This window comes from Pseudomonas sp. Marseille-Q7302 (genome assembly GCF_965111925.1).
On record NZ_CBCOPK010000001.1, the window covers coordinates 481019 to 505666 of the forward strand.

Annotated in this window: 29 protein-coding genes and 1 tRNA gene; 17 read left to right on the forward strand and 13 right to left on the reverse strand. The window is 65.2% G+C overall.

What is annotated here, in order from left to right; translation table 11 throughout:
- Positions 1 to 7 precede the first annotated feature (7 nt).
- Entirely contained in the window at positions 8 to 307 is a 300-nt protein-coding gene (locus ACWPW1_RS02300; RefSeq protein ID WP_059313261.1) for an accessory factor UbiK family protein, read from the reverse strand.
- Between the two features lie 390 nt (positions 308 to 697).
- Between ACWPW1_RS02300 and glnK the strand changes: the two genes are divergently transcribed.
- The 4 genes from glnK to sutA all read left to right on the forward strand — a co-directional run bounded on the left by glnK (position 698) and on the right by sutA (position 3420).
- On the forward strand, positions 698 to 1036 hold the full coding sequence (gene glnK / locus ACWPW1_RS02305; protein WP_003096476.1) for a P-II family nitrogen regulator: 339 nt from the start codon (positions 698 to 700) through the stop codon (positions 1034 to 1036).
- Positions 1037 to 1084: 48 nt separating this feature from the next.
- Positions 1085 to 2425 carry an ammonium transporter gene (locus ACWPW1_RS02310; protein WP_434775583.1) on the forward strand — a complete coding sequence of 447 codons (1341 nt, stop codon included), beginning with the start codon at positions 1085 to 1087 and terminating at the stop codon, positions 2423 to 2425.
- Positions 2426 to 2597: 172 nt separating this feature from the next.
- A complete protein-coding gene (locus tag ACWPW1_RS02315; RefSeq protein WP_059313263.1) occupies positions 2598 to 3017 on the forward strand; it encodes a secondary thiamine-phosphate synthase enzyme YjbQ in 420 nt (139 codons plus the stop codon).
- A gap of 70 nt (positions 3018 to 3087) precedes the next feature.
- Entirely contained in the window at positions 3088 to 3420 is a 333-nt protein-coding gene (gene sutA / locus ACWPW1_RS02320) for a transcriptional regulator SutA (RefSeq protein WP_059313264.1), read from the forward strand.
- Between the two features lie 810 nt (positions 3421 to 4230).
- Here sutA and ACWPW1_RS02325 read toward each other — a convergent pair.
- Positions 4231 to 4443 (reverse strand): hypothetical protein, encoded by a 213-nt coding sequence (locus ACWPW1_RS02325; RefSeq protein ID WP_059313265.1) that lies wholly within the window; start codon positions 4441 to 4443, stop codon positions 4231 to 4233.
- A 304-nt stretch (positions 4444 to 4747) separates the two neighbouring features.
- On the opposite strand from ACWPW1_RS02325, the gene ACWPW1_RS02330 reads away from it, so the two are divergent.
- Positions 4748 to 5086 carry a cupin domain-containing protein gene (locus tag ACWPW1_RS02330; protein WP_454252307.1) on the forward strand — a complete coding sequence of 113 codons (339 nt, stop codon included), beginning with the start codon at positions 4748 to 4750 and terminating at the stop codon, positions 5084 to 5086.
- A gap of 73 nt (positions 5087 to 5159) precedes the next feature.
- Here ACWPW1_RS02330 and ACWPW1_RS02335 read toward each other — a convergent pair whose 3' ends face one another.
- From ACWPW1_RS02335 to ACWPW1_RS02355, 5 genes are all read right to left on the reverse strand, one after another.
- The gene (locus ACWPW1_RS02335; protein WP_434775585.1) at positions 5160 to 5513 is read right to left on the reverse strand and encodes a hypothetical protein; all 354 of its coding nucleotides are present in this window, start codon (positions 5511 to 5513) and stop codon (positions 5160 to 5162) included.
- 283 nt (positions 5514 to 5796) lie between these two features.
- Positions 5797 to 5872 (reverse strand) — tRNA-Phe (locus ACWPW1_RS02340).
- Between the two features lie 289 nt (positions 5873 to 6161).
- Positions 6162 to 6434, reverse strand: a complete 273-nt coding sequence (locus ACWPW1_RS02345) for an oxidative damage protection protein (RefSeq protein ID WP_017639567.1) — start codon at positions 6432 to 6434, stop codon at positions 6162 to 6164.
- Complete coding sequence (mutY, locus tag ACWPW1_RS02350) at positions 6431 to 7495, reverse strand: A/G-specific adenine glycosylase (RefSeq protein WP_271653679.1); 1065 nt, start codon at positions 7493 to 7495, stop codon at positions 6431 to 6433. Before mutY ends, ACWPW1_RS02345 begins: the two co-directional genes overlap by 4 nt.
- Positions 7492 to 9717, reverse strand: a complete 2226-nt coding sequence (locus tag ACWPW1_RS02355) for an AsmA family protein (protein ID WP_434775602.1) — start codon at positions 9715 to 9717, stop codon at positions 7492 to 7494. The genes mutY and ACWPW1_RS02355 overlap by 4 nt, the downstream gene beginning before the upstream one ends.
- A gap of 296 nt (positions 9718 to 10013) precedes the next feature.
- Here ACWPW1_RS02355 and ACWPW1_RS02360 point away from each other — a divergent pair, with 296 nt between their 5' ends.
- The 9 genes from ACWPW1_RS02360 to ACWPW1_RS02400 all read left to right on the forward strand — a co-directional run bounded on the left by ACWPW1_RS02360 (position 10014) and on the right by ACWPW1_RS02400 (position 16792).
- Complete coding sequence (locus ACWPW1_RS02360) at positions 10014 to 11678, forward strand: OFA family MFS transporter (protein ID WP_059313268.1); 1665 nt, start codon at positions 10014 to 10016, stop codon at positions 11676 to 11678.
- A 143-nt stretch (positions 11679 to 11821) separates the two neighbouring features.
- Positions 11822 to 12415 (forward strand): imidazoleglycerol-phosphate dehydratase HisB, encoded by a 594-nt coding sequence (gene hisB / locus ACWPW1_RS02365; protein ID WP_058761454.1) that lies wholly within the window; start codon positions 11822 to 11824, stop codon positions 12413 to 12415.
- The gene (gene hisH / locus ACWPW1_RS02370) at positions 12415 to 13053 is read left to right on the forward strand and encodes an imidazole glycerol phosphate synthase subunit HisH (RefSeq protein WP_059313269.1); all 639 of its coding nucleotides are present in this window, start codon (positions 12415 to 12417) and stop codon (positions 13051 to 13053) included. The genes hisB and hisH overlap by 1 nt, the downstream gene beginning before the upstream one ends.
- Entirely contained in the window at positions 13053 to 13310 is a 258-nt protein-coding gene (locus ACWPW1_RS02375) for a DUF2164 domain-containing protein (RefSeq protein ID WP_271653682.1), read from the forward strand. Before hisH ends, ACWPW1_RS02375 begins: the two co-directional genes overlap by 1 nt.
- A 31-nt stretch (positions 13311 to 13341) precedes the next feature.
- The gene (hisA, locus tag ACWPW1_RS02380) at positions 13342 to 14079 is read left to right on the forward strand and encodes a 1-(5-phosphoribosyl)-5-[(5-phosphoribosylamino)methylideneamino]imidazole-4-carboxamide isomerase (RefSeq protein ID WP_027597481.1); all 738 of its coding nucleotides are present in this window, start codon (positions 13342 to 13344) and stop codon (positions 14077 to 14079) included.
- Positions 14080 to 14086: 7 nt separating this feature from the next.
- Positions 14087 to 14386 carry a chorismate mutase gene (locus tag ACWPW1_RS02385; protein ID WP_454252308.1) on the forward strand — a complete coding sequence of 100 codons (300 nt, stop codon included), beginning with the start codon at positions 14087 to 14089 and terminating at the stop codon, positions 14384 to 14386.
- A gap of 21 nt (positions 14387 to 14407) precedes the next feature.
- Complete coding sequence (hisF, locus tag ACWPW1_RS02390; protein ID WP_007159785.1) at positions 14408 to 15190, forward strand: imidazole glycerol phosphate synthase subunit HisF; 783 nt, start codon at positions 14408 to 14410, stop codon at positions 15188 to 15190.
- Positions 15191 to 15273: 83 nt separating this feature from the next.
- The gene (locus ACWPW1_RS02395) at positions 15274 to 15981 is read left to right on the forward strand and encodes a substrate-binding periplasmic protein (RefSeq protein WP_434776681.1); all 708 of its coding nucleotides are present in this window, start codon (positions 15274 to 15276) and stop codon (positions 15979 to 15981) included.
- Between the two features lie 49 nt (positions 15982 to 16030).
- Positions 16031 to 16792, forward strand: coding sequence for a substrate-binding periplasmic protein (locus ACWPW1_RS02400; protein ID WP_434775604.1), 762 nt, complete (start codon positions 16031 to 16033; stop codon positions 16790 to 16792).
- 24 nt (positions 16793 to 16816) lie between these two features.
- Here ACWPW1_RS02400 and ACWPW1_RS02405 read toward each other — a convergent pair whose 3' ends face one another.
- From ACWPW1_RS02405 to ACWPW1_RS02420, 4 genes are all read right to left on the reverse strand, one after another.
- Positions 16817 to 17578 carry a divergent polysaccharide deacetylase family protein gene (locus tag ACWPW1_RS02405; RefSeq protein WP_434775605.1) on the reverse strand — a complete coding sequence of 254 codons (762 nt, stop codon included), beginning with the start codon at positions 17576 to 17578 and terminating at the stop codon, positions 16817 to 16819.
- Positions 17575 to 18918: a S41 family peptidase gene (locus ACWPW1_RS02410; protein ID WP_059313273.1), complete on the reverse strand. Its 1344-nt coding sequence runs from the start codon at positions 18916 to 18918 to the stop codon at positions 17575 to 17577. Before ACWPW1_RS02410 ends, ACWPW1_RS02405 begins: the two co-directional genes overlap by 4 nt.
- A gap of 29 nt (positions 18919 to 18947) precedes the next feature.
- Positions 18948 to 20231 (reverse strand): peptidoglycan DD-metalloendopeptidase family protein, encoded by a 1284-nt coding sequence (locus tag ACWPW1_RS02415; RefSeq protein WP_434775606.1) that lies wholly within the window; start codon positions 20229 to 20231, stop codon positions 18948 to 18950.
- A 133-nt stretch (positions 20232 to 20364) separates the two neighbouring features.
- Positions 20365 to 20976: an NAD(P)H-binding protein gene (locus tag ACWPW1_RS02420; RefSeq protein WP_434775607.1), complete on the reverse strand. Its 612-nt coding sequence runs from the start codon at positions 20974 to 20976 to the stop codon at positions 20365 to 20367.
- A gap of 182 nt (positions 20977 to 21158) precedes the next feature.
- Between ACWPW1_RS02420 and ACWPW1_RS02425 the strand changes: the two genes are divergently transcribed.
- From ACWPW1_RS02425 to secB, 3 genes are read left to right on the forward strand one after another with little or no spacing between them, the layout of a single operon-like run.
- Positions 21159 to 21578, forward strand: a complete 420-nt coding sequence (locus ACWPW1_RS02425) for a rhodanese-like domain-containing protein (RefSeq protein WP_059313276.1) — start codon at positions 21159 to 21161, stop codon at positions 21576 to 21578.
- A gap of 40 nt (positions 21579 to 21618) precedes the next feature.
- Positions 21619 to 21873 (forward strand): glutaredoxin 3, encoded by a 255-nt coding sequence (gene grxC / locus ACWPW1_RS02430; protein WP_059313277.1) that lies wholly within the window; start codon positions 21619 to 21621, stop codon positions 21871 to 21873.
- Between the two features lie 27 nt (positions 21874 to 21900).
- A complete protein-coding gene (gene secB, locus ACWPW1_RS02435) occupies positions 21901 to 22365 on the forward strand; it encodes a protein-export chaperone SecB (protein WP_059313278.1) in 465 nt (154 codons plus the stop codon).
- Positions 22366 to 22438: 73 nt separating this feature from the next.
- Here secB and rarD read toward each other — a convergent pair whose 3' ends face one another.
- Positions 22439 to 23359 carry an EamA family transporter RarD gene (gene rarD, locus ACWPW1_RS02440; protein WP_059313279.1) on the reverse strand — a complete coding sequence of 307 codons (921 nt, stop codon included), beginning with the start codon at positions 23357 to 23359 and terminating at the stop codon, positions 22439 to 22441.
- A 285-nt stretch (positions 23360 to 23644) separates the two neighbouring features.
- Entirely contained in the window at positions 23645 to 24619 is a 975-nt protein-coding gene (locus ACWPW1_RS02445) for a serine/threonine protein kinase (protein ID WP_434775608.1), read from the reverse strand.
- Between the last annotated feature and the right edge of the window lie 29 nt (positions 24620 to 24648).

Here is a 24648-nt window from a genome sequence, read left to right on the forward strand (position 1 = left end):
TTTACGGTCAGTCGGCGGCGGCGACATCCGTGGCCGGAGTAACCGGCGGCTTGACGTCCTGGGGCTGGACGTTCTCCAGCTCGGTCAGGCGCGCCTCGAGGGCTTCCAGACGTGCGCGGGTGCGTGCCAGCACTGCCATCTGCGCATCGAACTCATCGCGGCTGACCACGTCGAGTTTGCTCAGCGCGCCCTGGAGCAAAGCCTTGAACTGGCTTTCGATCTCGGCCTTGGGAAGCGGCGAGTCCTGACCGAACAGCCGGCTGGCCTGCTGGGTCAGGGAATCGAACAGCGAACGGGTCGTGGACATGGTTATCCCCTGCCTGTAATCAAAGCCCGAGTGTAGCACAGCGGGTTCTGTGCCCCGGATGCTGCCCTTGCACCGCTTTGGTGCCAGGCCCGTGCCAGAGCTGTTCGCTGTTGGTGCAAAGTCCTGCTCCACGACCGCTGGTCTGCCCTGTCAGGAGGCGCGGCAGGCCCGGCGACCCCTGTAATACGGACCCCTTCACGAACCTGGCAAGCTTTCTGCTACAGCCGATGCAGAGACGGGCGTCGAGTGCGCCTGGGGCAGAGGCGCCCGCTGGCCGCTTCTGCCGTGACCGCGGCGATTGATACGCCGACGGTTATACAGACGGTCACTGCGCTAGACTTGGCCGGGGTTTGTTTTCCTGGGGCAAGTCAACTCAATCGGGAGAAGTTCATGAAACTAGTCACCGCCATCATCAAGCCGTTCAAGCTCGACGACGTGCGTGAGTCGCTGTCCGAGATCGGTGTGCAAGGCATCACCGTTACCGAGGTCAAGGGCTTCGGGCGCCAGAAGGGCCATACCGAGCTCTATCGCGGCGCCGAATACGTCGTCGACTTCCTGCCCAAGGTCAAGATCGACGTCGCCATCGCCGACGATCAACTCGACCGCGTCATCGAGGCCATCACTAAGGCTGCCAACACCGGCAAGATCGGCGACGGCAAGATCTTCGTGGTGAATCTCGAGCAGGCCATCCGCATCCGTACTGGCGAAACCGACACAGACGCCATCTGACGATTTAACCGACAGCCCAACCCCACACGAGCCCCAGGAGAAACAACGATGACTCTGCGCACCTACGCAGGGCTAGGAGCCCTCATGTCTTTCGTAGCGCTGCCGGGCCTGGCCATGGCCCAGGAAGCGGCTGCGGCACCGGCCATCAACAGCGGGGACACGGCCTGGATGCTGATCTCGACGGCCCTCGTGCTGTTCATGACCATCCCGGGCCTCGCGCTGTTCTACGGCGGTATGGTGCGTGCCAAGAACGTCCTGTCGGTGATGATGCAATGCTTCGCCATCACCGGTCTCATCAGCATCCTGTGGATGGTCTATGGCTACAGCCTGGCCTTCGACACCACCGGCATGGAGAAGGGCGTCACCAACTTCAATTCCTTCATCGGCGGTCTGGGCAAGGCCTTCCTGTCCACGCTGCAGCATGATGCCGTGACCTCGGCGACCGCCCTGTTCCCGGAAAGCGTCTTCGTCACCTTCCAGATGACCTTCGCCATCATCACTCCCGCGCTGATCGTCGGTGCCTTCGCCGAGCGCATGAAGTTCTCCGCCATGCTGGTCTTCACCGGCCTGTGGTTCACCTTCGTCTATGCCCCTATTGCCCACATGGTCTGGAGCGGTGACGGCGGCCTGATGTGGGACTGGGGCGTACTGGACTTCGCGGGCGGCACCGTGGTGCACATCAACGCCGGTGTGGCCGGTCTGGTCGCGGCCATCGTCCTGGGCAAGCGCAAGGGCTATCCGACTACCCCCATGGCCCCGCACAACCTGGGCTACACCCTGGTCGGCGCCGCCATGCTGTGGGTCGGCTGGTTCGGTTTCAACGCCGGGTCCGCCGCAGCCGCCAATGGCACCGCCGGCATGGCCATGCTGACCACCCAGATCGCCACCGCTGCCGCGGCCCTGGGCTGGATGTTCGCCGAGTGGATCACCCATGGTAAGCCGAGCGCCCTGGGCATCGCCTCCGGCGTGGTCGCCGGTCTGGTCGCCATCACCCCGGCCGCCGGTACCGCCGGCCCCATGGGCGCCCTGATCATCGGCCTGGTCTCCGGCGTGGTGTGCTTTTTCACCGCCACCAGCCTCAAGCGCAAGCTGGGCTATGACGACTCCCTGGACGCCTTTGGTGTGCACGGTATCGGCGGCATCGTCGGCGCCCTGCTGACTGGCGTCTTCGCCGCGCCGGCCCTGGGTGGCTTCGGGACCGTGACCGATATCGGCGCCCAGCTCTTCATCCAGTTCAAGGGTGTGGCCTTCACCATCGTCTATACCGGTATCGTCACCTTCGTGATCCTCAAGGTGCTGGACGTGGTCATGGGCCTGAGAGTCAACGAGGAAGAAGAAACCGTGGGCCTGGACCTCACCCTGCACAACGAGCGTGGCTACAACCTGTAAGCTGCCGCTCTCGAAAAAGGCGCCGCAAGGCGCCTTTTTCATGTCTGCCCTACGGCTGGAACAACCGCCGTCCTGCTGTGTCTAGACTGCACGCCGGTGGTGTGCAATCACCGCTTTGCTTTTCCGATCGTCGCGCTAGAATGCGCGCCCAGTCAGTCGGCGGGGGTATTTCATGTGGCTGCAGCGGACCTTTTCCCTGCGCGCTCGAGCGCGTGGTTTTCATCTCGTCACCGATGAGGTGCTGGATCAGCTGCCTGAGCTGGCTGAGTGTCGCGTCGGCCTGCTGCACCTCTGGCTGCAGCACACCTCGGCCTCGCTGACCATCAACGAGAATGCCGATGGGGCCGTGCGGCGCGACTTCGAGCGGTTCTTCAATCAGCTGGTCCCCCAGGGGCAGGCCGGTTATGAGCATGACTACGAAGGGCCGGACGACCTGCCCGCGCATTTCAAGAGCAGTCTGCTCGGGTGCAGCCTGAGCCTGCCGATCCAGGCGGGCCAGCTGGCGCTGGGGACCTGGCAGGGCATCTACCTGGGCGAACACCGTGACCAGGGTGGCGCGCGACGTTTGATCGCGACGCTGCAGGGCGAATAGCCAGGAATTTTTTGTAGGAGACCGCGTCAAAACGCGCGGTCCGATTTTGCCAAAATGTTGGAGGCGGTTTATGAGCGACGAAGATCTGGAACAGGACGACCTGGAAACAGGTGCGGAGGAAGAGGGCGATAACGAAGAGTTTGCCGCCGCAACCGACGACGCCGAGCAAGAGGAAGGCAGCGAAAGCGAAGCGCCAGCGTCCGGCAGCAAGGCCAAGAAGAAGCGCGAGCCCGAGCCGGAAGAGCTGCCATCGGTGGAAGCCAAGCAGCGCGAGCGGGATGCGCTGGAAAAAGCCATGCAGGACTTCTTGTCGCGTGGAGGCAAGGTGCAGGAGATCGACGCCAACGTGGTCGCCGATCCGCCCAAGAAGCCTGACAGCAAATATGGCAGTCGTCCCATCTAGGACCGTGCCATACCGCCTTCGAAACCCCGCTTCGGCGGGGTTTCGTCTATCTGGCGGTCACAGCAGCGCCATCACCATGATGAAGCCGGTAAAGGCCGCAGCCATGGTCGCAAGGCAGGCCATGCAGATTACATCATCTCTCTCATACATGTTGGCAACGCCTTAGTAGCCCTAATGGGTGATGGCATTTTGCTCTCCTGGCAAAGACTCCCCTGTGCGACTCATCGCAAAAGGCCACTATCTCGCCCTGGCGATGCCAAGCAGTTCACCAATGGCGGGGCGGCGGCCCGTAATAGGGCCGTGGTTCGTAGGCTGGCTGGTAGGGGTAGTAGCCCGGCGGGACGGGGCGCCAGTGCGGTGCCGCATAGCCCGTTTGGGGGTAGGGGCGGTAATAGTTATAGGGGTAGCCATCCCGGCGGTAATAGGAATGGTGTCGATGATGCCGCCGGTACTCGCCCACCGGCAGGAAGCCTGCTTCCTCGACAGCCATACCAGGGGCCCCTGCCCAGGGTTGCCCCCGATCAGGTCCCCCGTGCGCTGCGGCCATACCGCTGGCGGCAAGGGTGGCGGTCACTAGCAGAATCAACGACGCTCGCGATGTCATGGTGTTCTCCTCGCGGCGCTCGATAGGCCGCGTCACCATGAAACACCTTTGGCCGTCAGCGGGCGTCAGGCCAGGTAAAGGTCTGGTAAGGCCGCTGGGTCAGTCCCAGTCCAGGCCTTGCATGCCCGCGGCGACGATGAGGGCCAGCGAAAGCAGCCCGATGCCACACATCAGGATCGTCAGCTCCAGTTGGTCCAGCCGCCGCTTCACCCCTGCCACCAATGCCAGAGGGTAAAGCCGATCAGTGCCATGACCAGGCCGAGAAACAGGCGATTCAGCCACAGGCTGGCGCTGCTCAGCAGGGTGAACCAGAGCGGTGTGCCTGGCTCGCTCGGTGCGATGGCGGGCTGCCCGCTGGCTTCTTGTGGCAGGACGTCGGGAAGGGGGGTAGCGATGAGGGGGATCGAGCGAATGGGCATAAGCGAGCGCCTCCGTGCGCCTTGTGCGAGGTATGACCGACCGCAGGCGAAAAGGCAGCGGCAGGCCATGGCCGAGCGACGGTAGTGAAGGGCGCCGCTCGTGCAACGGATGATCACCGAAATTTCTGCCGTCCGGGCGATGGGCCGCTGAAAAGGTCGGGCGGTTCCCACTCTTGGCGGCAGATAGCGGCATCGCTGGAGCCCTCAGGGCGACGCCTGAGGCGAAAAGGAGCCGGTGGGCTTGAATGGGCGACTTGGCGGGTACAGCCTCATGGTCCTGATGCCGGACGCTTGGAGAAACGTCATGACCAATCTGCTTCGCGACCTGCCCGATGCCTCCGCGTCGGAGGTATTCACGCCCCTGCTGGAGCGGCCTGGCTGCCGCATCGAACGGATCGTCTCCCTGGGTCAAACCACCCCGGCGGAGGCGCCTTATCGGCAGGCTCATGACGAATGGGTGATGCTGCTGCAGGGCGCGGCCCGGGTTGCCCTGGAGGGGCGGGAGGTGGTGCTGGAGCCGGGCGCTGCGCTGTTCATTCCGGCGCGGACCGAACACTGGGTGACCTATACCGATCCCCTCGTCGCCACGGTGTGGCTGGCGATCCACCTGGGAGAGGCCTTGGCAGCCCCGGCGTCGGTCTGAGGCGAAGCGTGCTGCCTATGCCGCGGCGCCAGGGGCGTCAAGGCAGCGCGCCTGAGCCTTGGTGTCCTGGGTCCTAGCGGACCTGGGTCACCGGGCCGTGATCGTCGCAATGGCCGTCATGGACGTGATGCAGGCGGCCATCCACCAGGTAGTCGACGTGGTCACCGTGGGGAACGGCCTCGTGGCCGCAGTCAGGACCATGGACATGATCGGGCGCATGGCCACTGCTCTGGCCGTGAGTGCAATGATCGGGATTGATGGCGCTAACCTCCAGCACATGCTCGTCCACGTGATCGCCGTGCATATGGTGCAGATGGCCATCGTGGAGATAGTCGACATGGCCGTCATGCTCGATGGCGGTGTGACCGCAGTTCGGACCGTGCTGATGGCTGTGATTCGCGTGATGCTTTTCGCTGCAGGTGGTCATGATACTGACTCCGAAAAGGGTGGCTGTCTGGTAACGCCACGCCATTAAAAAGTCTGAAGTGGGTAGAGGGTCAAGGGTGTCAGGCGGAGTTCCTACCGAGCATCATGGCGTCTAGGGCGGGCCTTGAGGGTCTTCTCGTGGGGCGTGGCAGGACAGCACGGAGGAGGGGCGGATGGGCAGCGGACCCAGGGGATGAGGCCTGGATATATTGCAGGCACAAAAAAACCGGCACTAGGCCGGTTTCTCTGATCTCCAGATCCCGCAGGAGCTTGGAGGTTTGTCTTGGTGCCCAGGGACGGAATCGAACCGCCGACACGGGGATTTTCAATCCCCTGCTCTACCAACTGAGCTACCTGGGCAACGGGGCGCATTAAAAGCGTTTCTCGACCCTGTGTCAACAGTGAGCCCAAAAAAATTTAGGTTTTTCGGGCGCTTAGGGTCTGTTCAATGCCTCGCGAGCTAGAGACAAACAAGGCCTGGGCGGCCCCGCGAAGATAGCTGAGGAAGCGGATCGGACTCGCGCTCGAGTTTACAAAGGGTAAATGAGCGTTCCGACCGGGCCGCCCAGGCCGGGCTGGCGACCCAGGCCAGCCTCAACGCCCTTTGGCCGACGCGCAGCAGGCTTTGAATAGGTCCTAAGCCGTCGACTCAGGCGCTGGGGGGCACGTAGCCTTCAGCCTGGGCGTAATCCTCACCGGACAGGAACTTGTCCATCTCGGCTTGCAGGAACTTGCGATCCTCGGCGTTCATCATGTTCAGCCGACGCTCGTTGATGAGCATGGTCTGGTGCTTCTGCCACTCTTCCCAGGCCTGCTTGGAGACGTGCTGATAGATGTCTTCGCCCTTGGCGCCGGGGTAGGGCGGGCGATCCAGGGCGGGAAGCTCCTGCTTGTGCTTGCGGCACATCACGGTGCGGGTCATGCGGGTTCTCCTTTGAGCGCCTGCTCGGCGCGCTTGAGCAGTTTCTGCACCGGGGCGGCGAGGCCCAGGCGCGGCGGGGACGCGAGGTTATACCAAAGCCAGTCGCCCTCGGCCACGCGCTGGTGGCGATGGTCCACCTGCACCAGCCAGGGCTCGATGGCCAGCTGGAAATGGCTGAAGGTGTGCACCAGGCCGGGCAGCGCCTGGCGCTCGTCGATGGCGAGGCCCTGGCGTTCGGCGAGGGCTTCGAGCTCGGCCACATCGGCGACCTCCGGCGGTCCCCAGAGACCGCCCCAGAGGCCGGTGGACGGCCGGCGCTGCAAGAGCACGGCATTGGCATCGTTGACGAACAGCGGCATCAGGGTGCTGCGCTGCGGCAGTGTCTTGCGTGGCTTGGCGGCGGGAAAGTCGGTTTCCTGGCCTAGCAGGTGGGCGCGGCAACCCGGCTTGACCGGGCACAGCAGGCAGCTGGGCTTGCTGCGGGTACAGAGGGTGGCGCCCAGGTCCATCATCGCCTGGGTGTAGTGGCCGACCCGCTCGTGGGGCATCAGTCGTTCCGCGACCTCCCACAGGCGTCGGGCCACGGCAGGCTCGCCGGGATAGCCGGGAGTGGCGGTATAGCGCGCCAGCACCCGCTTGACGTTGCCGTCGAGGATGGGGGCGCGGATGTCCATGCTCAGGCTGGCGATGGCCCCGGCGGTGGAGCGACCGATACCGGGTAACTCGGCGAGGGCCTCGACACTGCGGGGAAATTCGCCGCCGTGCTGTTCGACCACGGTCTTGGCAGCCTTGTGCAGATTGCGCGCGCGGCTGTAGTAACCGAGACCGGTCCAGAGGTGCAGGACCTCGTCTTCCGGTGCGGCAGCCAGGGCCTCCACGGTGGGCAGCGCCTGCATGAAGCGGTCGAAGTAGCCCAGTACCGTGGCCACCTGGGTCTGCTGGAGCATGATCTCCGAGACCCAGACGCGATAGGGGGTCACGGCCTGTTGCCAGGGCAGGTCCTTGCGACCGTGCAGGTCGTACCAGGCCAGTACGGCGGTACCAAAGGCGTCGTCAGTCATCGGCGTTGCAGCAGTCCCCGGATGGCGTTCTGGATGTCAGGGCTGATCTTATCACCCAGCTTCTCTTCGATTTTTTCGTTCAGACGATTGCCGGCCGCGCGGGCGATGATCTGGCCCATGGCCTCGCGATCCAGGCGGCAAGCCTTGGCGCCCAGTTCCATGGGGCCGCGGCAGTGCAGCGGCCATTCGATATCGGCGTAGCGCTCGCCGACCTGGCAGCCCGGATCGGCGGCGGCGTTGGTATCGCCCTGCACGGTGATGCCCAGGCGGTAGTCCAGGCCGAGGGTGCGCAGATCGATGTCGCCATCGCCCTTCACCGCCAGGCCCGGCACGCTGACGCTGAGGTCCTGGTTGCGGGCCACGCCGTTGACGATGGTGAGGCTGCCGCTCAACTGGCGGAAGGGCGTGTTCTGGCCGCCATGGGGCAATTCCAGCGGCTTGCGGTTGAGCAGGGAGATGCCCTGGCACAGCTGGCTTTCGACGTTGGCGTCGATCAGCTGGCCATTGCGCAGGGCGAAGCGCGCGGTGCCGTCGAGGTTGTCGATCAGGGTGCGCTGGCTGGTGCCGGTGCTGCGCAGGTCGGCGTCCAGATCGAGCAGGCCTTCCACTGGCGGCTTCTGGCCTTGGGCCTGGAGGATGCGCTCCACCGGCACGGCCTTGATGCGTTCCCGGGCGGTGAGTTGCGGTTGGGCACCGCGCACGTCGAGGGCGCCGTTGGCTTCGAAGCGACCACCGAACAGCTCGCCTTCCAGGGCGCTGAGCTGCAGCTGGCCGTCAGCGGCCTTGGCCTTGAGGCTGGCGCCTTCGAAGGGCAGGCGATTGAGGGTGAGGTGTTGCAGGCTCAGGTCGACATCAGCGTCCAGGCTGCGCAGGCGTTCCACCGGCAGCAGGGTTTCCTGGCTCCAGGCGTGCTGGGTCGGGGCTTCCGGTAGCGGCGAATTGCCTTGGGTGGCGATGGCGTCGACCTGGGCGACCTCTTCCTGGCGTGCGCCATTGGCCTGGCGCGCGGCGGCGGCCTTGGCCGGCAGATAGCGATCCAGGTCCAGGGTGTCACCGCTGAGCTGGATACGCAGGGCGCGGCGGGCGATGTCGGCGACGGCGACGCGGCCCTTGAGGGTGCTGTCGTCCAGCTGGAAGTTGAAGTCGTCCAGCGCCAGGGCGTTGCGGCTGGCCTGCACCTGGGCATTCATCTCGAAGCGCTGCAGGGTCTTGGCATCGGCCATGGCCGGTAATTCGACGCCGATACTGTCGAGGAAGGCGCGCAGGTCGAGACGGGCGATGGACACGCGACCGGCCAGCTGCGGATCGGTTTCCAGACCGGTGAGCTTGAGGTCGCCCAGCGCCTTGAGGTCATTGGCAGTGAGCTTGAGGCTGGTCCATTCGGCGGTCTGGGCGCGGCGGTCGACGGCGAGCTGGCCGCTGGCGGAATAATTGACCACCTTGCCGTTGAAGGGCTCGCCGCTGGCGTCGCCGGTGAGCTTGAGGTTGTCTAGGGCGTACTGCTGGCTGGCCGGATCGAAATGGAATTCGCCATTGAGCAGCACGGTGGCGTTCACCGGCGGCTGGGTGGTGCTGGCGGTACCGGCGAGCTTGAGCGGAATGGGAGTGCCGGCGTAGATGGCGCCGGTCTCCAGGTCGATGCCTTCGAAGGCATAGTGGGCACCGCTGCGGGCATCGCTGTATTCGATCCGGGAGTTGCGCACGGTCAGGCTCTCGACATTGAGCTTGAGTGGCTGGTGCGGGCTGGTCGACTCACCGGAGCCGGAGGAGTCGGCAGGCGCCTTGGCCGGCGCGTCGCTCTGGTCCGCCTTGGGTGCGGGGCGACCGATCTCGGCCCAGTTGGTGCGGCCTTGGTCATCGCGGCTGGCGGTGAGGTCCAGACCGTCGATCTTGACGTCGCTCATCTCCAGGTCGCGGCGCAGCAGCAGGGGCAGCAGCCGGACCGACAGGATCAGCCGCTGTACCTGGGCCAGCTGGCGATCAGGGGTGGCCGCGCTGGCCAGGGTGGCATCGTGCAATTCGACGCCCAGCCAGGGGAACAGACTCCAGCCGATGTCGCCCTTGAGCTGCAGATCGACGTTGGCCTTGTCGCGCGCGAGCTGGCGAATCTCGTCCTTGTAGTCGTTGGGATCGACCAGGTGGGTGAGGGCGAAGCCTACGGCGACCAGCAGGAGCAGCAGGCCGACGAGGACGATACCCAGCACTTTGGCGAAAGCTTTCATGGCGAGGAAATTCCTGTTCCGGCGGGCGATGGCGCGACTGGCCAGTATAAGGGCTTGGGCTGGCCGCGATGACATCGAGGTGTCGGCCCTGTGACAGCGGTGGTAAACGCCCGTTTCGTCGGCGGTCTTGCACCGCCCGTACCCTGGCAAATGAGTAGGGGTGGCAGTAGGCCAGGGTGCGCTTTAATGTCGCGCACCTCTGGTCGGTTGACGCCGTTTCTTTGACTCGTTTATGGGGAAGCGTGCAGGGAATGTCCACCGGCCTGGACGCTATACATCAGAAAGGGGCTAAACCCATGAGCACTACTCTCACCGCTGGCGGCGCCGCTTCGGCTCGTCCGGCTTTTCTTTCCAAGGAGCGCATCGTCGCCCGGCCCGGCTTCAACCGCTGGCTGGTGCCGCCGGCCGCCCTGGCCATCCATCTGTGCATCGGCATGGCCTACGGCTTCTCGGTGTTCTGGCTGCCGCTGTCCAAGGCGATCGGCATCACCGCCGCCGTGGCCTGCCCGGTCGAGATGGGCTTCTTCGAGCAGATCTTCAGTGCTACCTGTGACTGGAAGATCTCCCAGCTCGGCTGGATCTACACCCTGTTCTTCATCTTCCTCGGCTGCTCGGCCGCCCTGTTCGGTGGCTGGCTGGAACACGCCGGTCCGCGCAAGGCCGGTGTCGTCTCGGCGCTGTGCTGGTGCGGCGGTCTGCTGATCTCCGCCCTGGGCATCTACACCCACCAGATCTGGATGCTGTGGCTGGGTTCGGGCGTGATCGGCGGTATCGGGCTGGGCCTGGGCTACATCTCGCCGGTGTCGACCCTGATCAAGTGGTTCCCGGACAAGCGCGGCATGGCGACCGGCATGGCCATCATGGGCTTTGGTGGCGGCGCCATGGTGGGTGCGCCCCTGGCCGATGCCCTGATGCGTCACTTCGCCTCGGCCACCGAGATCGGTGTCTGGCAGACCTTCCTGGTCATGGCGGTGATCTATTTCGTGTTCATGATGAGCGGTGCCCTGGGCTACCGTGTTCCGCCGACCGGCTGGAAGCCCGCCGGCTGGACGCCTTCCACCAAGAAGGCCAGTAGCGGCATGATCACCAACCGCCACGTCCATGTGAGCAAGATCTGGGGCATCCCGCAGTTCTGGCTGGTCTGGGCCGTGCTCTGCCTGAACGTCACCGCTGGCATCGGCATCATCGGCATGGCATCGCCGCTGTTGCAGGAAGTCTTTGGTGGTCGCTTGCTGGGCAACGGTCTGCCCTATGGTGAACTCAGCGCCGATCAGCTCAAGCAGATCGCCGCCATCGCCGCCGGCTTCACCGGTCTGCTGAGCCTGTTCAACATTGGCGGTCGCTTCTTCTGGGCATCCTTCTCCGATTACATCGGCCGCAAGATGACCTACTTCGTCTTCTTCACCCTGGGCTTCGTGCTCTATGCCATCGTGCCCTGGACCGGTCATCTGGGCAGCGTGGCGCTGTTCGTCTTCGCCTTCTGCCTGATCCTGTCCATGTACGGCGGTGGTTTCTCCACCGTGCCGGCCTACCTCGCCGACCTGTTCGGTACCCAGATGGTCGGCGCCATTCACGGTCGCCTGCTCACCGCCTGGGCCGCCGCCGGCGTCTTCGGTCCGGTGCTGGTCAACTACCTGCGCGAGTACCAGCTGAGCATGGGCATCCCCCGCGCCCAGGTGTACGACATCACCCTGTACATCCTGGCCGGCCTGCTGGTGCTGGGCTTCCTCTGCAACCTGATGGTGCGCCCGGTAGCCGACAAGCACTTCATGACCGAGGCCGAACTCGCCGTCGAGCGCGCCAATGGCCATGACAGCAACGTCGGCAGCGCCCAGATACTGGAGTGGAGTGCCGATCCCAAGACCAAGCCGCTGGCCATCGCCGCCTGGCTGGCCGTGGGTATCCCGCTGGCCTGGGGTATCTGGATCACCCTGCAAAAGACCGCTGCGCTGTTCAGCTAAGCTACCGCTCAGCCTCGCGACAACGGGGCGCCCCGGGTGGGGCGCCCTTGCGGTGGGACGCTCCGTCCCGCCGCGCTTTCGATCCAGCCCCCACGCCCCTATAATATCGGCCCTTTCGCCCACCGATTTTCGCGGAGCAGGCTATGGCCGAACGCAAGGCAACCGTCGAGCGCAACACCCTGGAAACCCAGGTCAAGGTATCCCTGGATCTGGACGGCACGGGCGCAGCGCGCTTCGACACCGGGGTTCCCTTCCTCGAGCACATGCTCGACCAGATCGCCCGCCACGGGTTGATCGACCTCGATATCCACTGCCGCGGCGACCTGCACATCGATGACCACCACACGGTGGAAGACATCGGCATCACCCTCGGTCAGGCCTTCGCCAAGGCCGTTGGCGACAAGAAGGGCATCCAGCGCTATGGCCATGCCTATGTGCCGCTGGACGAAGCGCTGTCGCGCGTCGTCATCGACTTCTCCGGCCGGCCCGGGCTGCACTGGAACGTGCCCTTCACCCGCGCCACCGTGGGTCGCATGGACGTCGATCTGTTCCTCGAATTCTTCCAGGGCTTCACCAACCACGCCCAGGTCACCCTGCACATCGACAACCTGCGCGGGGTCAACAGCCACCACCAGATCGAAACGGTGTTCAAGGCCTTTGGCCGCGCTCTGCGCATGGCCCTCAGCGAAGACCCGCGCATGGCCGGCGTCATGCCCTCCACCAAGGGGTGCCTGTGATGCAGACGGTAGCCGTCATCGACTACGGCATGGGCAACCTGCACTCCGTGGCCAAGGCCCTGGAGCATGCTGGTAGCCATCAGGTGCTGGTGACCGGCGATCCCGCGGTGATCCGCGAGGCGGACCGCATCGTCCTGCCCGGCGTCGGCGCCATCCGCGACTGCATGGCCGAGATCCGCCGCCAGGGCATTGATGAGCTGGTCCGTGAAGTCAGCCAGGACCGGCCCTTCCTCGGCGTCTGCGTCGGCATGCAGGCGCTGATGCAGCGTAGCGAAGAGAATGGCGGGGTGGACTGCATCGGCCTGTTCCCCGGCGCCGTGCGGCGTTTCCCGGGCGGCATGCAGGAAGAGGGCGAGACCCTCAAGGTGCCGCACATGGGCTGGAACGAGGTCAGCCACGTGCTCGACCATCCGCTCTGGCACAGCATCCCCGATCGCGCCCGTTTCTATTTCGTGCACAGCTTCTATGTCGAGGCCGGCAGTCCGCGCCAGGTGGTCGGTCGCGGCCACTACGGCCTGGACTTCGCTGCGGCCCTGGCCGACGGCTCGCGCTTCGCCACCCAGTTCCACCCCGAGAAGAGCGCCGACTGCGGTCTGCAGCTCTATGCCAACTTCCTCGCCTGGGACGGCCGCTGGTAATGGCGCGCAAGCCGTCCGCGCCGCTGGTCAGGCTCGAACCCGAGCAGACCCAGCGCGTGGTCACGGCGTTGCAGACCCTGCTGGACGATAGCTTCGAGGTCCGCCTGGGGCGTTTCGAAGTCGAGGAACTGCTGGATTTCTTCGCCCGCGAGTGCGGGCCGCTGTACTACAACAAGGCGGTTGCCGACGTGCAGGCCCTGCTCAGGGAGCGTGTCGACAGCCTGGAAAGCGACATCTGGGCGCTGGAAAAGCCCTAGACCGCCCTCACCCCCGAGCCAAGGTAATGCCATGCTGATCATCCCCGCCATCGACCTCAAGGACGGTGCCTGCGTCCGCCTGCGCCAAGGGCGCATGGAAGACTCCACCGTGTTCTCCGACGATCCCGTGGCCATGGCCGCCCAGTGGGTCGACGGCGGCTGCCGCCGGCTGCATCTGGTGGATCTCAACGGCGCCTTCGAGGGCCAGCCGGTCAATGGCGAGGTGGTCACCGCCATCGCCAAGCGCTATCCCGGCCTGCCGATCCAGATCGGTGGCGGCATCCGCTCGCTGGAGACCATCGAGCACTATGTGCGCGCCGGCGTCAGCTACGTGATCATCGGCACCAAGGCGGTCAAGCAGCCGGAATTCGTCGCTGAGGCCTGCCGCGCCTTCCCCGGCAAGGTCATCGTCGGCCTGGACGCCAAGGACGGCTTCGTCGCCACCGACGGCTGGGCCGAGGTCAGCGAATTGCAGGTCACCGACCTGGCCCGCCGCTTCGAGGCCGACGGCGTCAGCGCCATCGTCTACACCGATATCGCCCGCGACGGCATGATGCAGGGCTGCAACGTTCCAGCGACCCGCGCCCTGGCCGAAGCCACCAGCATCCCGGTGATCGCCTCCGGCGGCATCCATAACCTGGGTGATATCCAGAACCTGCTCGACGCCCGCAGCCCGGGCATCATCGGCGCCATCACCGGCCGGGCGATCTACGAGGGCACCCTCGACGTCGCCGAGGCCCAGGCGCTGTGCGACAACTTCAAGGTCTGAGGGCTCGATGATGAACGAATGCTCTTCGCTTGAGGAGGTTCGCTCGGCGATCGACGAACTTGATCAGCAGATCGTCCAGTTGCTGGCGGCGCGTGGTGCCTATGTACGTCAGGCCGCGCGTTTCAAGAAAGACGACGATACCGTTCGGGCTCCGCAGCGCGTCGAGCAGGTCATTGCCAAGGTCAAGTCGCTCGCGGTCGAGGCTGGCGCGTCACCGGTAGTGGTCGAGCACGTCTATCGGGCGATGATCGCCGCATTCATCGAGGCTGAACTGGCAGAGCATGCCACCTTGCAGCAACGTACCTGACATCGTCTTCTGGAGAGAAACATGGCGCTGGCGAAACGCATCATCCCCTGCCTGGACGTGGACAATGGCCGCGTGGTCAAGGGCGTCAAGTTCGAGAATATCCGCGATGCCGGTGATCCGGTGGAGATCGCCCGTCGCTACAACGAACAGGGCGCCGACGAGATCACCTTTCTCGACATCACCGCCAGCCACCAGGGCCGCGACACCACCCTGCACACCGTGGAACGCATGGCCAGCCAGGTGTTCATCCCGCTGACCGTGGGCGGTGGCGTGCGCACCGTGCAGGACATCCGCAACCTGCTCAACGCCGGTGCGGACAAGGTCTCGATCAACACCGCGGCGGTCTTCACCCCGGAATTCGTCGGCGAAGCCGCGGCGCGCTTCGGCTCCCAGTGCATCGTGGTGGCCATCGACGCCAAGCGCGTCAGCGGCCCCGGCGAGACCCCGCGCTGGGAGATCTTCACCCATGGCGGGCGCAAGCCCACCGGGCTCGATGCCGTGGCGTGGGCGCAGAAGATGGAAGGTCTGGGTGCCGGCGAGATCCTGCTCACCAGCATGGATCAGGACGGCATGAAGAACGGCTTCGACCTGGGCGTGACCCGCGCGGTCAGCGAGGCGGTGGGTATCCCGGTGATCGCCTCCGGAGGCGTTGGCAACCTGCAGCATCTGGCCGACGGCATCCTCGAAGGCAAGGCCTCGGCAGTGCTCGCCGCCAGCATCTTCCATTTCGGCGAATGCACCATTCCCGAGGCTAAACGGTACCTGGCCGAAAAAGGGATTGTGATACGCTCCACAAAATCTTAAGCACCGGCAGTGCCGGCAGGGAGAGGGGCGTGCGCAAGGGATTCTGGGCCTGCTTGGCGGGTTTGCTGCTGGCATCGACGACCATGGTTAGGGCGGAGATCCCGGCGGGTTATCAGCTCACGCTGCTGACGGAAAACTTTCCCCCCTACAACTTCTCCACCGACGGCAAGAACTTCGCCCGCGAGGACGATCTCAAGGGCATCGCCGTCGACATGGTGCGCGAGATGTGCCAGCGCGCCGGCATCTCCTACAACCTCACCTTGAGATTCCCCTGGGAGCGGATCTACGGCATGGCCCTGGATCAGCGCGACCACGGCGTCTTCGTCACCGCCCGGCTGCCCGAGCGCGAAGCCCTGTTCAAGTGGGTCGGCCCCATAGGCCCCGACGACTGGGTCCTGCTCGGTCGCGCCGACAGCCATCTGCAACTACGCAGCCTGGACGACGTTCGCCAGCAGCAGCTCAAGATTGGCGCCTACAAGGGCGACGCCATCGCCGAGAGTCTCGTCCAGCAGGGCTTCCAGCCGGATCTTGCGCTGCGTGATCAGGAAAACGTACAGCGCCTGCTCAAGGGGCAGATCGACGTCTGGGCCACCGGCGATCCCGCCGGTCGCTATCTGGCGCGCCAGGAAGAGGTGACCGGCCTCAAGATGCTGCTGCGCTTCAACACCGGCGAGCTGTTCCTGGCCCTGAACAAGCAGACGCCCGACGAGGTGGTACAGAAGCTGCAAAAGGCCCTGGACGAGATGCGTCAGAACGGCGCGGTCCAGACCATCTTCAACCGTTATCTGTAACCCCGATGGGCCGAGCGCTCGGCTCGGACGGTTGGGCGAGGAAAGAGCAATGCGCAAGTTGTGGCTGCCTGTCGCTAGCATGCTGTTGAGCTGCGCCCTGGGCATGGGAACGGCCCAGGCGGAGTTGCCACCCGGCTATCGCGTCGTGCTGCTGACCGAGAATTTCCCGCCGTTCAACATGGCGGTGGATGACAAGAACTTCGCCCGCGACGAGGCCATCGACGGCATCAGCACCGATCTGGTCCGTGAGATGTTCAAGCGCGCCGGGATCGACTATAGCCTGTCGCTGCGCTTTCCCTGGGATCGCCTCTACAACCTGACCCTGGAAAGCCCCAACTACGGGCTGTTCTCCGTTTCCCGCACCGAGGCACGGGGCCCCTTGTTCAAGTGGGTCGGGCCGCTGGGCAAGACCCGCAAGGTGCTCATGGCGCTACCGGGCACCACGATCCGGGTCCCCGATCTCGCCGCGGCTGCCAAGCTGCGCGTCGGCGCCTACAAGAATTCCGCGGTCAGCCAGATGCTCAAGGACAAGGGTGTCGTCGCCAGTGAAGTCCTGCGCGATCAGGAGAACATCGCCCGGCTGCAAAAGAACGAGATCGACGTCTGGGCTACCACCGATGTGGTGGGGCGCTATCTGGCCAAGCAGCAGGGCGTCAGCAATCTGCAGACACTGCTCAGCTTTCAGGAGTCCGACCTCTATCTGGCCCTCAACAAGGACACCCCTGATGAGGTGGTGACCCGTTTGCAGCAGGCCCTGGACGCCATGCGCCAGGAAGGCGTGGTCGACAGCATCACCCGCAACTATCTCTGACGCCTGGGTGACAGGTGCCGGGCGCTAGCGGTAGCGCCCGTCGCGACCGTGCCCGGCCATGGCGCGATTGGCCCGCAGTGCGATCATCTGTGGCAGGTCGATGACTTCCACGCCCTGGGCCTGGAGCTGTGGCAGCTGCTGGGCCAGCACCGCCAGGGTTGCCGGGTGTGGATGGCCGATCAATACGGCGCTGCCCTGCCGCTGGGCGAGGCGTACTCCCTCGGCCAGCTGTGCGGCCACCGCCGCCGGGGTCGCCTCGTTGTCGAGAAAGACATCGCGCGAGACGCTGGCCAGACCGATCTTCTGGGCTTCCGCCGCGGCCACGGTGGCGGCGCTGGTGCGGCTGTCGAGAAACAGTAGGTGGCGTTCCTGCAAGACCTGCATCAGCTCGGCCATGGCCGGCCGGTCGGCGGTCATGCGACTGCCTTCGTGGTTGTTCACCCCGTCCGCCTCGGGCACTCGCTCCAGCGCCCGGTCGAGGCGTTGCAGGCGTTCGGCGGAAGACATCTCCGGATGCCAGGCATAGGGCCCGCCAGCCGGGTCCATGGGTAGGTGCAGCAGCACCGTACGGCCGGCACGATGGGCCTGGGCGGCCAGTTCGGCGGCGTAACGGGTCTCGGGGATGATGGCCAGCACTACCGGTGCGGGCAGGGCCAGCACCTGGCGATCCCGCGCCGGATTCTGGCCGAGATCGTCGATGACGATGGTCAGGTGCGCGGTAGCCGCCTGGGCGAGTCCGCTGGCCAGGGCGAGCGCCCCGGCCAGCAGCCAGTGTCTACCCCTCACGGGGTATGGGTGACGTTGAGTCCCTTGAGCAGCGACAGCGCCTGGGAGAGCTGGAAGTCGTCATCCTGCGGACGCGTACTCTGGTTGGGCGCCTTGCTGCCGGTTGGCCGATCGGCGCCGCCATTGCCATTGCCCAGGTGGCCGGCCAGATCCGCCTCGCGGAAGTATTCGTCGCCACCGCTCTGCGGCGTGACCTTGGCGGGGGCCACGGGGATGTCCGGGGTAATGCCCTGGGCCTGGATGGAGCGGCCATTGGGCGTGTAGTAGAGCGCCGTGGTGAGCTTGAGCGCTCGGTCATTGTTGAGCGGCAGCACCGTCTGCACCGAGCCCTTGCCGAAACTGTCGGTGCCCATGAGGATGCCGCGCTTGGAGTCCTGCAGGGCGCCGGCGACGATTTCCGCGGCCGAGGCACTGCCGCCGTTGATCAGCACCACCAGGGGCACCTTCTCGCTGGGATCGGCGGCATCGGCCGAGAAGCGCAGCTCGGAATTGGGTAGACGGCCCTTGGTGTAGACGATCAAGCCGTGGGTCATGAAGGCATCGGCCACCTCGACCGCCGACTGCAGGACGCCCCCCGGATTGTTTCTCAGGTCGAGGATCAGGCCCTTGAGCTTACCCTTGTTTTCCTGGCGCAGCTTGCCGAGCGCCTTGACCGTCTCTTCGCCGGTATTCACCTGGAACTGCGAGATGCGCAGCAGGCCGTAGCCGGATTCGAGCAACTGGCTCTTGACGCTGTTGACCTTGATCACCGCCCGCGCCAGCTTGACGTCGAACGGCTGGGCGCCGCCGCGCACGATGGTCAGGGTAATGGGGCTGCCCGGCTTGCCGCGCATCTTGTCGACGGCTTCGTTGATGGCCTGGCCCTTTGTCGGCTGGCCGTCGATCTTGACGATCAGATCCCCGGGTTGCAGATGGGCCTTGGCCGCCGGCGTGTCGTCGATGGGCGAGACCACCTTGATGAAGCCGTTTTCCTGGCCGACTTCCAGGCCCAGGCCGCCGAATTCACCACTGGTGGTTTCCTGCAGTTCGGCGAAGTCCTTGGGTTCGAGATAGGCAGAGTGCGGATCCAGGTTGCTGAGCATGCCCTTGATGGCATTCTCCAGCAGGACCTTGTCCGACACCGGCTCCACATAGGCAGCCTTGATGCGGTCGAACACCTCGGCAAAGGTGCGCAGCTCGTCCAGAGGCAGCGGAGCGCTGGCCGGGGCAGCAGGAGCGGTACCCGGAGCGACCGGCGTTACCGCGGCTGGCGTGCTTTGCGGCGATTGCGCCTGGACAGCTCCGACGCCACCGAACAACAGGGCGAGGACCAGGACGGTGGGACGAAAGCGATGCGGCATGTGCAGCTCCTAAACCGAGGTGTGTCGCACTATCCCTGAGCACGGCACCAGATGACGGGGTCCGTCGGGCGGCCCTGTTGGCGGATGGCGAAGTACAAGGCGGAGGCTTCCTGACCGCCGCTGGCGCCGACGGTCGCGATGGCATCCCCGGCCTTGACCACGTCACCTGCAGCCTTCAGCAGGCTCTGATTATGTCCGTACAGGCTGAGATAGCCATTCCCATGATCGATGATAACCAGCTGCCCGGCGCCTCTTAGCCAGTCGGCGAAGACTACCCGACCGCCGTGGACCGCCTTGACTCTGGTGCCGGCACCGGCGGCGATCAGGACGCCATCCCATTTCGCCCGAGGGTCGTCGCCACGGGCACTGCCGAAGCGCGCCACCAGGCGACCGTCGACCGGCCAGGGCAGCTTGCCACGGGCACTGGCGAAGGCGCCGCCATACGCAGGTGCTGCACTAGACACCGCAAGCTCCGGGGCGTTCGAGGAGCGGGGGGCTTTCGTATCGCTTTGCGCCTGGCGTCGCGCCGCTTCCCGCGCCTGGGCGGCACGGGCCTCGGCGAGCTGCCGCTGGCGGGCTTCCTCGGCTTCGCGGGCCTGGCGGGCGAGGGTTTCCTCGATGGTCTTGAGCACCTTGTTGAGGGCTGCCTGATCCTGCTCGCGGCTCTCGATCTCGCGACTCTTGTCGCGGTAGTCCGAGTTGATCTTGGCCAGCGCCGCCTGACGCTCCTTGCGCACCTCGGCCAGGTCCGCCTGACGCTTCTCCAGGTCTTCGCGACGGGCGACCAGTTCGCTCTGCTCCTGCTGGATGCCCTGTTCCACGTCGCGCAATTCGCGCAGGGTGTCGTTGAAGGCGGCCAGCTGATCCAGGCGGGTGCGATTGAGGTAGTTGTAGTAGGTGAGGGTGCGGCTGACCTTTTCCGGATGCTCCTGATTGAGCAACAGCTTGAGGTATTCCTGGCGGCCACTCTGGTAGGCGGCGCGGACCTGCACGGCGATCAGCTTCTGTTGTTCAGCGCGAGACTGGTCGAGCTTCTGCTTGCGCCCGTCCAGCTCTTGCAGCTTTTTTTCGCCACTCTCCAGCTGCTTCTGCAGCGAATCCACCTGCTTTTCCAGCTCGCCCATCTGGGTCTCGGTACTCTGCAGCTGCTTTTGCACGCCAGACTTCTCGGCCTGCACCTGCTTAAGCACCTTCTGCATTTCCTGGATGTCCTGGCGGGCTTGCTCGATCTGCCGCTGGGTATCGGCGCGGTCGTCGGCCAAGGCAGGAGCGAGAACGCTGGCGAAGAGGAGAAGGGCGAGAACACGGCGCATGCGAAGTCGTACGTTTCGAGGGCGAAGCGCCTAGTATGCCCGTCACATCCGGCAAAAAAAACGGCAAGGCACGCCGTTCAGCGTTCACAGCCCGACCAGGCGGCCAGGCTGCGAACGAAGGGGCACTTCTGTCTCAATAGCCAATTGTGAAACGGGTGCGATGGTGAGCGGGCCGTTCGACCTCGTCCAGCAGGGCCACGGCGAAGTCCTCGTAGGAGATCCGGCTGTCCCCGGCGGCGTCGAACAGCAGGGCATCGCGGCCCAGACGGAAATGACCGGTGCGCTCGCCAGGAGCGAAGACCATCTGCGGGCTGACGAAGACCCAGTCGAGGTCGCTGACCTCGCGGAGTGCTTCCAGAGTGGCGATGCCGGCACCGGCTTCTTGGCGATATTCCGCCGGAAAGGCCGGCGCATCGAAAAGCCGTGAGCCGTCCGGCAGGCTGAGGCTGGCGGCGCCACCGACGATCAGCAGGCGCGGGATGCCCGAAGCTCGGGCGAAGTCGAGGAGGGCGGCCGGTGCCGTGTCGGCGAATCTCAGACTGCTGAGCAATACTTCGCAACCGGCCAGGGCCTGGGCGGTTTCTGGTCTGGCGACATCGCCGGCAACCACGGCGAGGCCGGTCCGCGGGGCGAGTCGAGCGGGATCGCGCACCAGCGCGGTGACCTGATGGCCACGGGAAAGGGCTTCGTCGAGCAGGCGGCTGCCCACATTGCCGGTAGCGCCGAGCTGGGCGATGGAGGTCATGGCGAGGTTCCTTGAAAATGACGGGAAGCCAAGCCTAGGCAGAGTCGCGAAAACCGCCAAGAAGGCAGCTTGAGGTGTGCTGGTTACCTGCCGATAACCCACGGTCGTCGAGGGTATGGCGCTACCGGGGGGCTGTGTATACTGGCCGGCATTTTTAGCCCTTCTTGGATAGCTCTTTCATTATGGAATTTATCGGTCGGTTGGTCGAATTCGCCACCCATCATCCGCTGCTCGTCGCCGCCTTCCTGGCCATCGTCGCCCTGATGCTGTTCAACGAAACCCGTCGGGGCGGTCGCAGCCTGTCCACCGGCGAGCTCACCAACCTGCTCAATCGCGAGCAGGGCGTGGTCCTCGATATCCGTCCGAGCAAGGACTTCGCCGCCGGGCATATCGTCGGCGCGTTGAACATCGCTCAGGAGAAAGTCGCCAGCAGCCTGTCTCTACTGGAGAAGCACAAGGCCAAGACCCTGATCGTGGTGGACAGCGCCGGCCAGCAAGCCGGTGCCGTGTGCGGCGATCTGCAGAAGGCCGGCTTCACCGCCGCTCGCCTGAACGGCGGCATCGCCACCTGGCGTGCAGAGAATCTGCCGCTGGTGAAGTGACCCCTAGCGTGGCCGCCCCATCGGCCACCGGAGACTGCGCATGACCGACGTCGTCATCTATACCAGTGCCTGGTGCCCCTACTGCCATCGTGCCAAGCACCTGCTCGATCGCAAGAACGTGGCCTACCGAGAGATCTCCGTCGACGGCCAGCCGGCGCTGCGCACCGAGATGGCCCGCAAGGCCGGCCGTACCAGCGTGCCGCAGATCTGGGTTGGCAGCACTCACGTCGGTGGTTGCGATGAGCTCTATGCCCTAGACCGAAGCGGGCGTCTCGACCCGCTGCTGTCCGCCTGACCAACACTCATAACTCAAGGCCCTACCATGACCGATCAAGCCAACGGCGCGCAGGAAGACGGCGCTCAGTTCTCCCTTCAGCGCATCTACATCCGCGACCTGTCGTTCGAGGCGCCCAAGAGCCCGGAGATCTTCCGCCAGGAGTGGCAGCCCAACGTCAACCTGGACCTGGCCACCCGCCAGAAGACCCTGGGCGACGACTTCCACGAAGTGGTGCTGACCCTGACCGTCACCGTCAAGAACAACGAAGAGACCGCCTTCATCGCCGAAGTGCAGCAAGGTGGCATCTTCCTGATCAAGGGCCTGGACGCCGCGTCCATGGCCCATGCCCTGGGCGCCTTCTGCCCCAACATCCTGTTCCCCTACGCCCGTGAGGCGCTGGACAACATGGTGGTACGTGGCTCCTTCCCCGCGCTGATGCTGCAGCCGGTGAACTTCGACGCCCTCTACGCCCAGGAACTGGCGCGCATGCAGACCGCTGGCGAAGCCTGATCGGCTCGCTGCGGTACCGGACGCCCCTTGCGAGGGGCGTTCTGCTGTCTGGCCCCGGGTCTTTTCGAGGGGGCTAGGCCTTGCCGGTCTCCCGCTCACGCGCCTTTGCACTGGCTCTGAGCTTGCGGCTGGCACGCCAGAGATCGAAGCTGAACACCGCAAGGCCAGCCCAGATGCAGATAAAGGCGAACAGTCGCTCGCGGGGAAAAGGCTCGCCAAAGAGCCAGACCGCCTGGATCAACACCAGGGTCGGGGCGAGGTACTGCAGAAAGCCCAGGGTCGAATAGGGCAGCTTGCGGGCCGCGGCGTTGAAGCACAGCAGCGGTATCAGGGTGACGGGACCGGCCAGCACGATCAGCAGGCCCAGGGAGGACTGCCAGACCTCCGCCTGCAGGCTTACGCCCGGGGTCAGCAGCGGCAGCGCGATCAGGGCGATCGGCACCAGCATCCAGCTTTCCACCACCATGCCCGGCAGCGCAGCCACGGGCGTCTGTCGCCGCACCAGGCCATAGAAGGCGAAGCTCAGGGCCAAGGCCAGCGACACCCAGGGTAGTTGCCCAAGGGTCCATAGCTGCTGGGCCACACCCAGCACCGCCAGGCCCACGGCGATCCACTGCAGCGGGCGCAGCCGCTCGCCAAGGATCACCAGGGCGAGCAGGATGTTGACCAGCGGGTTGATGTAGTAGCCCAGGCTGGCCTCGACCACATGGGCGTTATTGACCGCCCAGATGTAGACCAGCCAGTTGCAGGCCACCAGCGCGCCGGACACGGCCAGCCAGAACAGCCGCCGGGGATGGGCGCGCAACTCCGCCCACCAGCCGCGATGGCGCCAGACCACCAGCAGCAGCGCGCTGAACAGTGCGGACCAAAGGATGCGCTGGAACAGGATCTCGGTCGCCGGTAGGGCCGCCAGCAGTTTGAAGAACAACGGAAACAAGCCCCACAGCACATAGGCGGTGAGGCCCAGGGCATAACCCTGGCGCAAGGCAGACATGAGAAATCCTTAGGCAGGCAACTTTCTTGTCCGGGCAGGATAGCTCAAGGGGCGGCGGGATGTCGGAATGGGTGGGGCTTCCTGTCGTCAGCCCTGGCAGGCTGGCATCTCGCACTCGCGGCCATGGCAGTGCGCCACTGCGACCGCGGCGTAGGCCGCAGGCATTGTCTGATCGCGGCCATGGGCCGCTCCTGGGGGTCAGGTTCCGGTAGGAGCGGCCCATGGCCGCGATCAGTGTCGTAGCGTGGAAAACGGCGCAGCCTTTTCCACTGAGTCGCACAAAGGCTAGAACAGCCGCAGCGGCGCCTCGTCCAGGGCGGCGCGTTGCTCGCGCAGGGTGAGGATCTGGTCGCCCCAGTAGCGTTCGCTGCCGAACCAGGGAAAGCTCTTGGGAAAGGCCGGATCGTCCCAACGGCGCGCCAGCCAGGCGCTGTAGTGCATCAGGCGCAGGGTACGCAGCCCCTCGATCAGGGCCAGTTCGCGCGGCTGGAAGTCATGGAATTCCTCGTAGCCGTCCATGAGTTCGGACAGCTGCGTCAGCCGCTCCTGGCGATCGCCGGCCAGGAGCATCCAGAGATCCTGCATGGCCGGGCCATGGCGGCAGTCGTCGAGGTCGACGATATGGTAGGCATCATCGCGACAGAGCAGGTTGCCCGGGTGGCAGTCGCCGTGCAGGCGGATGACGTCGTAGCTGACGCTCTCGAAGAGTTCGTCGAGGCGCAGGAGCAGGTCGCGCGCCACGGATTCATAGGCGGGCAGCAGGCTCTTGGGAATGAAGTCGCCGGTGAGCAGGGTGTCCAGGGAGGCATGGCCGTAGCCCTGGACGTCCAGCGTCTCGCGGTGCTGGAAGGGCCGGCTGGCACCCACCGCATGCAGGCGGCCGAGCAGCTGGCCCAGACGATGCAACTGGTTGAGGTCGCCCGGCTCCGGCGCGCGACCGCCACGGCGGGGAAAGAGCGCGAAGCGAAAGCCGGCATGGGTGAACAGCGTCTGGCCGTCGCGCTGCAAGGGCGCGACCACGGGCACCTCGCGCTCTTCCAGTTCGGCGGAAAAGGCGTGTTCTTCGAGAATGGCGGCATCCGTCCAGCGATCCGGACGGTAGAACTTGGCGATCAGCGGGGTCTCGGCTTCGATGCCGATCTGATAGACGCGATTCTCGTAGCTGTTGAGGGCCAGCACCCGGGCATCGCTGAGATAGCCCAGGCTTTCGATGGCGTCGATGACGAGGTCGGGACTCAGATTTTCGAACGGATGAGACATGGCGCGCTCCTCGGTCACGGGGGACGATG

Excerpts from the sequence above, each read along its gene's own strand:
- ACWPW1_RS02330 (WP_454252307.1), top strand. The coding sequence starts at position 4,748 with ATGACCAATCTGCTTCGCGACCTGCCCGATGCCTCCGCGTCGGAGGTA.
- ACWPW1_RS02325 (WP_059313265.1), bottom strand. The coding sequence starts at position 4,443 with ATGCCCATTCGCTCGATCCCCCTCATCGCTACCCCCCTTCCCGACGTC.
- ACWPW1_RS02395 (WP_434776681.1), top strand. The coding sequence starts at position 15,274 with ATGGTTAGGGCGGAGATCCCGGCGGGTTATCAGCTCACGCTGCTGACG.
- ACWPW1_RS02315 (WP_059313263.1), top strand. The coding sequence starts at position 2,598 with ATGTGGCTGCAGCGGACCTTTTCCCTGCGCGCTCGAGCGCGTGGTTTT.
- ACWPW1_RS02385 (WP_454252308.1), top strand. The coding sequence starts at position 14,087 with ATGATGAACGAATGCTCTTCGCTTGAGGAGGTTCGCTCGGCGATCGAC.
- ACWPW1_RS02310 (WP_434775583.1), top strand. The coding sequence starts at position 1,085 with ATGACTCTGCGCACCTACGCAGGGCTAGGAGCCCTCATGTCTTTCGTA.
- glnK (WP_003096476.1), top strand. The coding sequence starts at position 698 with ATGAAACTAGTCACCGCCATCATCAAGCCGTTCAAGCTCGACGACGTG.
- ACWPW1_RS02425 (WP_059313276.1), top strand. The coding sequence starts at position 21,159 with ATGGAATTTATCGGTCGGTTGGTCGAATTCGCCACCCATCATCCGCTG.
- mutY (WP_271653679.1), bottom strand. The coding sequence starts at position 7,495 with ATGACTGACGACGCCTTTGGTACCGCCGTACTGGCCTGGTACGACCTG.
- ACWPW1_RS02335 (WP_434775585.1), bottom strand. The coding sequence starts at position 5,513 with ATGACCACCTGCAGCGAAAAGCATCACGCGAATCACAGCCATCAGCAC.
- hisF (WP_007159785.1), top strand. The coding sequence starts at position 14,408 with ATGGCGCTGGCGAAACGCATCATCCCCTGCCTGGACGTGGACAATGGC.
- rarD (WP_059313279.1), bottom strand. The coding sequence starts at position 23,359 with ATGTCTGCCTTGCGCCAGGGTTATGCCCTGGGCCTCACCGCCTATGTG.
- ACWPW1_RS02415 (WP_434775606.1), bottom strand. The coding sequence starts at position 20,231 with ATGCGCCGTGTTCTCGCCCTTCTCCTCTTCGCCAGCGTTCTCGCTCCT.
- hisH (WP_059313269.1), top strand. The coding sequence starts at position 12,415 with ATGCAGACGGTAGCCGTCATCGACTACGGCATGGGCAACCTGCACTCC.
- sutA (WP_059313264.1), top strand. The coding sequence starts at position 3,088 with ATGAGCGACGAAGATCTGGAACAGGACGACCTGGAAACAGGTGCGGAG.
- ACWPW1_RS02300 (WP_059313261.1), bottom strand. The coding sequence starts at position 307 with ATGTCCACGACCCGTTCGCTGTTCGATTCCCTGACCCAGCAGGCCAGC.
- ACWPW1_RS02345 (WP_017639567.1), bottom strand. The coding sequence starts at position 6,434 with ATGACCCGCACCGTGATGTGCCGCAAGCACAAGCAGGAGCTTCCCGCC.
- ACWPW1_RS02445 (WP_434775608.1), bottom strand. The coding sequence starts at position 24,619 with ATGTCTCATCCGTTCGAAAATCTGAGTCCCGACCTCGTCATCGACGCC.
- grxC (WP_059313277.1), top strand. The coding sequence starts at position 21,619 with ATGACCGACGTCGTCATCTATACCAGTGCCTGGTGCCCCTACTGCCAT.
- ACWPW1_RS02420 (WP_434775607.1), bottom strand. The coding sequence starts at position 20,976 with ATGACCTCCATCGCCCAGCTCGGCGCTACCGGCAATGTGGGCAGCCGC.
- ACWPW1_RS02375 (WP_271653682.1), top strand. The coding sequence starts at position 13,053 with ATGGCGCGCAAGCCGTCCGCGCCGCTGGTCAGGCTCGAACCCGAGCAG.
- hisB (WP_058761454.1), top strand. The coding sequence starts at position 11,822 with ATGGCCGAACGCAAGGCAACCGTCGAGCGCAACACCCTGGAAACCCAG.
- secB (WP_059313278.1), top strand. The coding sequence starts at position 21,901 with ATGACCGATCAAGCCAACGGCGCGCAGGAAGACGGCGCTCAGTTCTCC.
- hisA (WP_027597481.1), top strand. The coding sequence starts at position 13,342 with ATGCTGATCATCCCCGCCATCGACCTCAAGGACGGTGCCTGCGTCCGC.
- ACWPW1_RS02400 (WP_434775604.1), top strand. The coding sequence starts at position 16,031 with ATGCGCAAGTTGTGGCTGCCTGTCGCTAGCATGCTGTTGAGCTGCGCC.
- ACWPW1_RS02360 (WP_059313268.1), top strand. The coding sequence starts at position 10,014 with ATGAGCACTACTCTCACCGCTGGCGGCGCCGCTTCGGCTCGTCCGGCT.
- ACWPW1_RS02355 (WP_434775602.1), bottom strand. The coding sequence starts at position 9,717 with ATGAAAGCTTTCGCCAAAGTGCTGGGTATCGTCCTCGTCGGCCTGCTG.
- ACWPW1_RS02410 (WP_059313273.1), bottom strand. The coding sequence starts at position 18,918 with ATGCCGCATCGCTTTCGTCCCACCGTCCTGGTCCTCGCCCTGTTGTTC.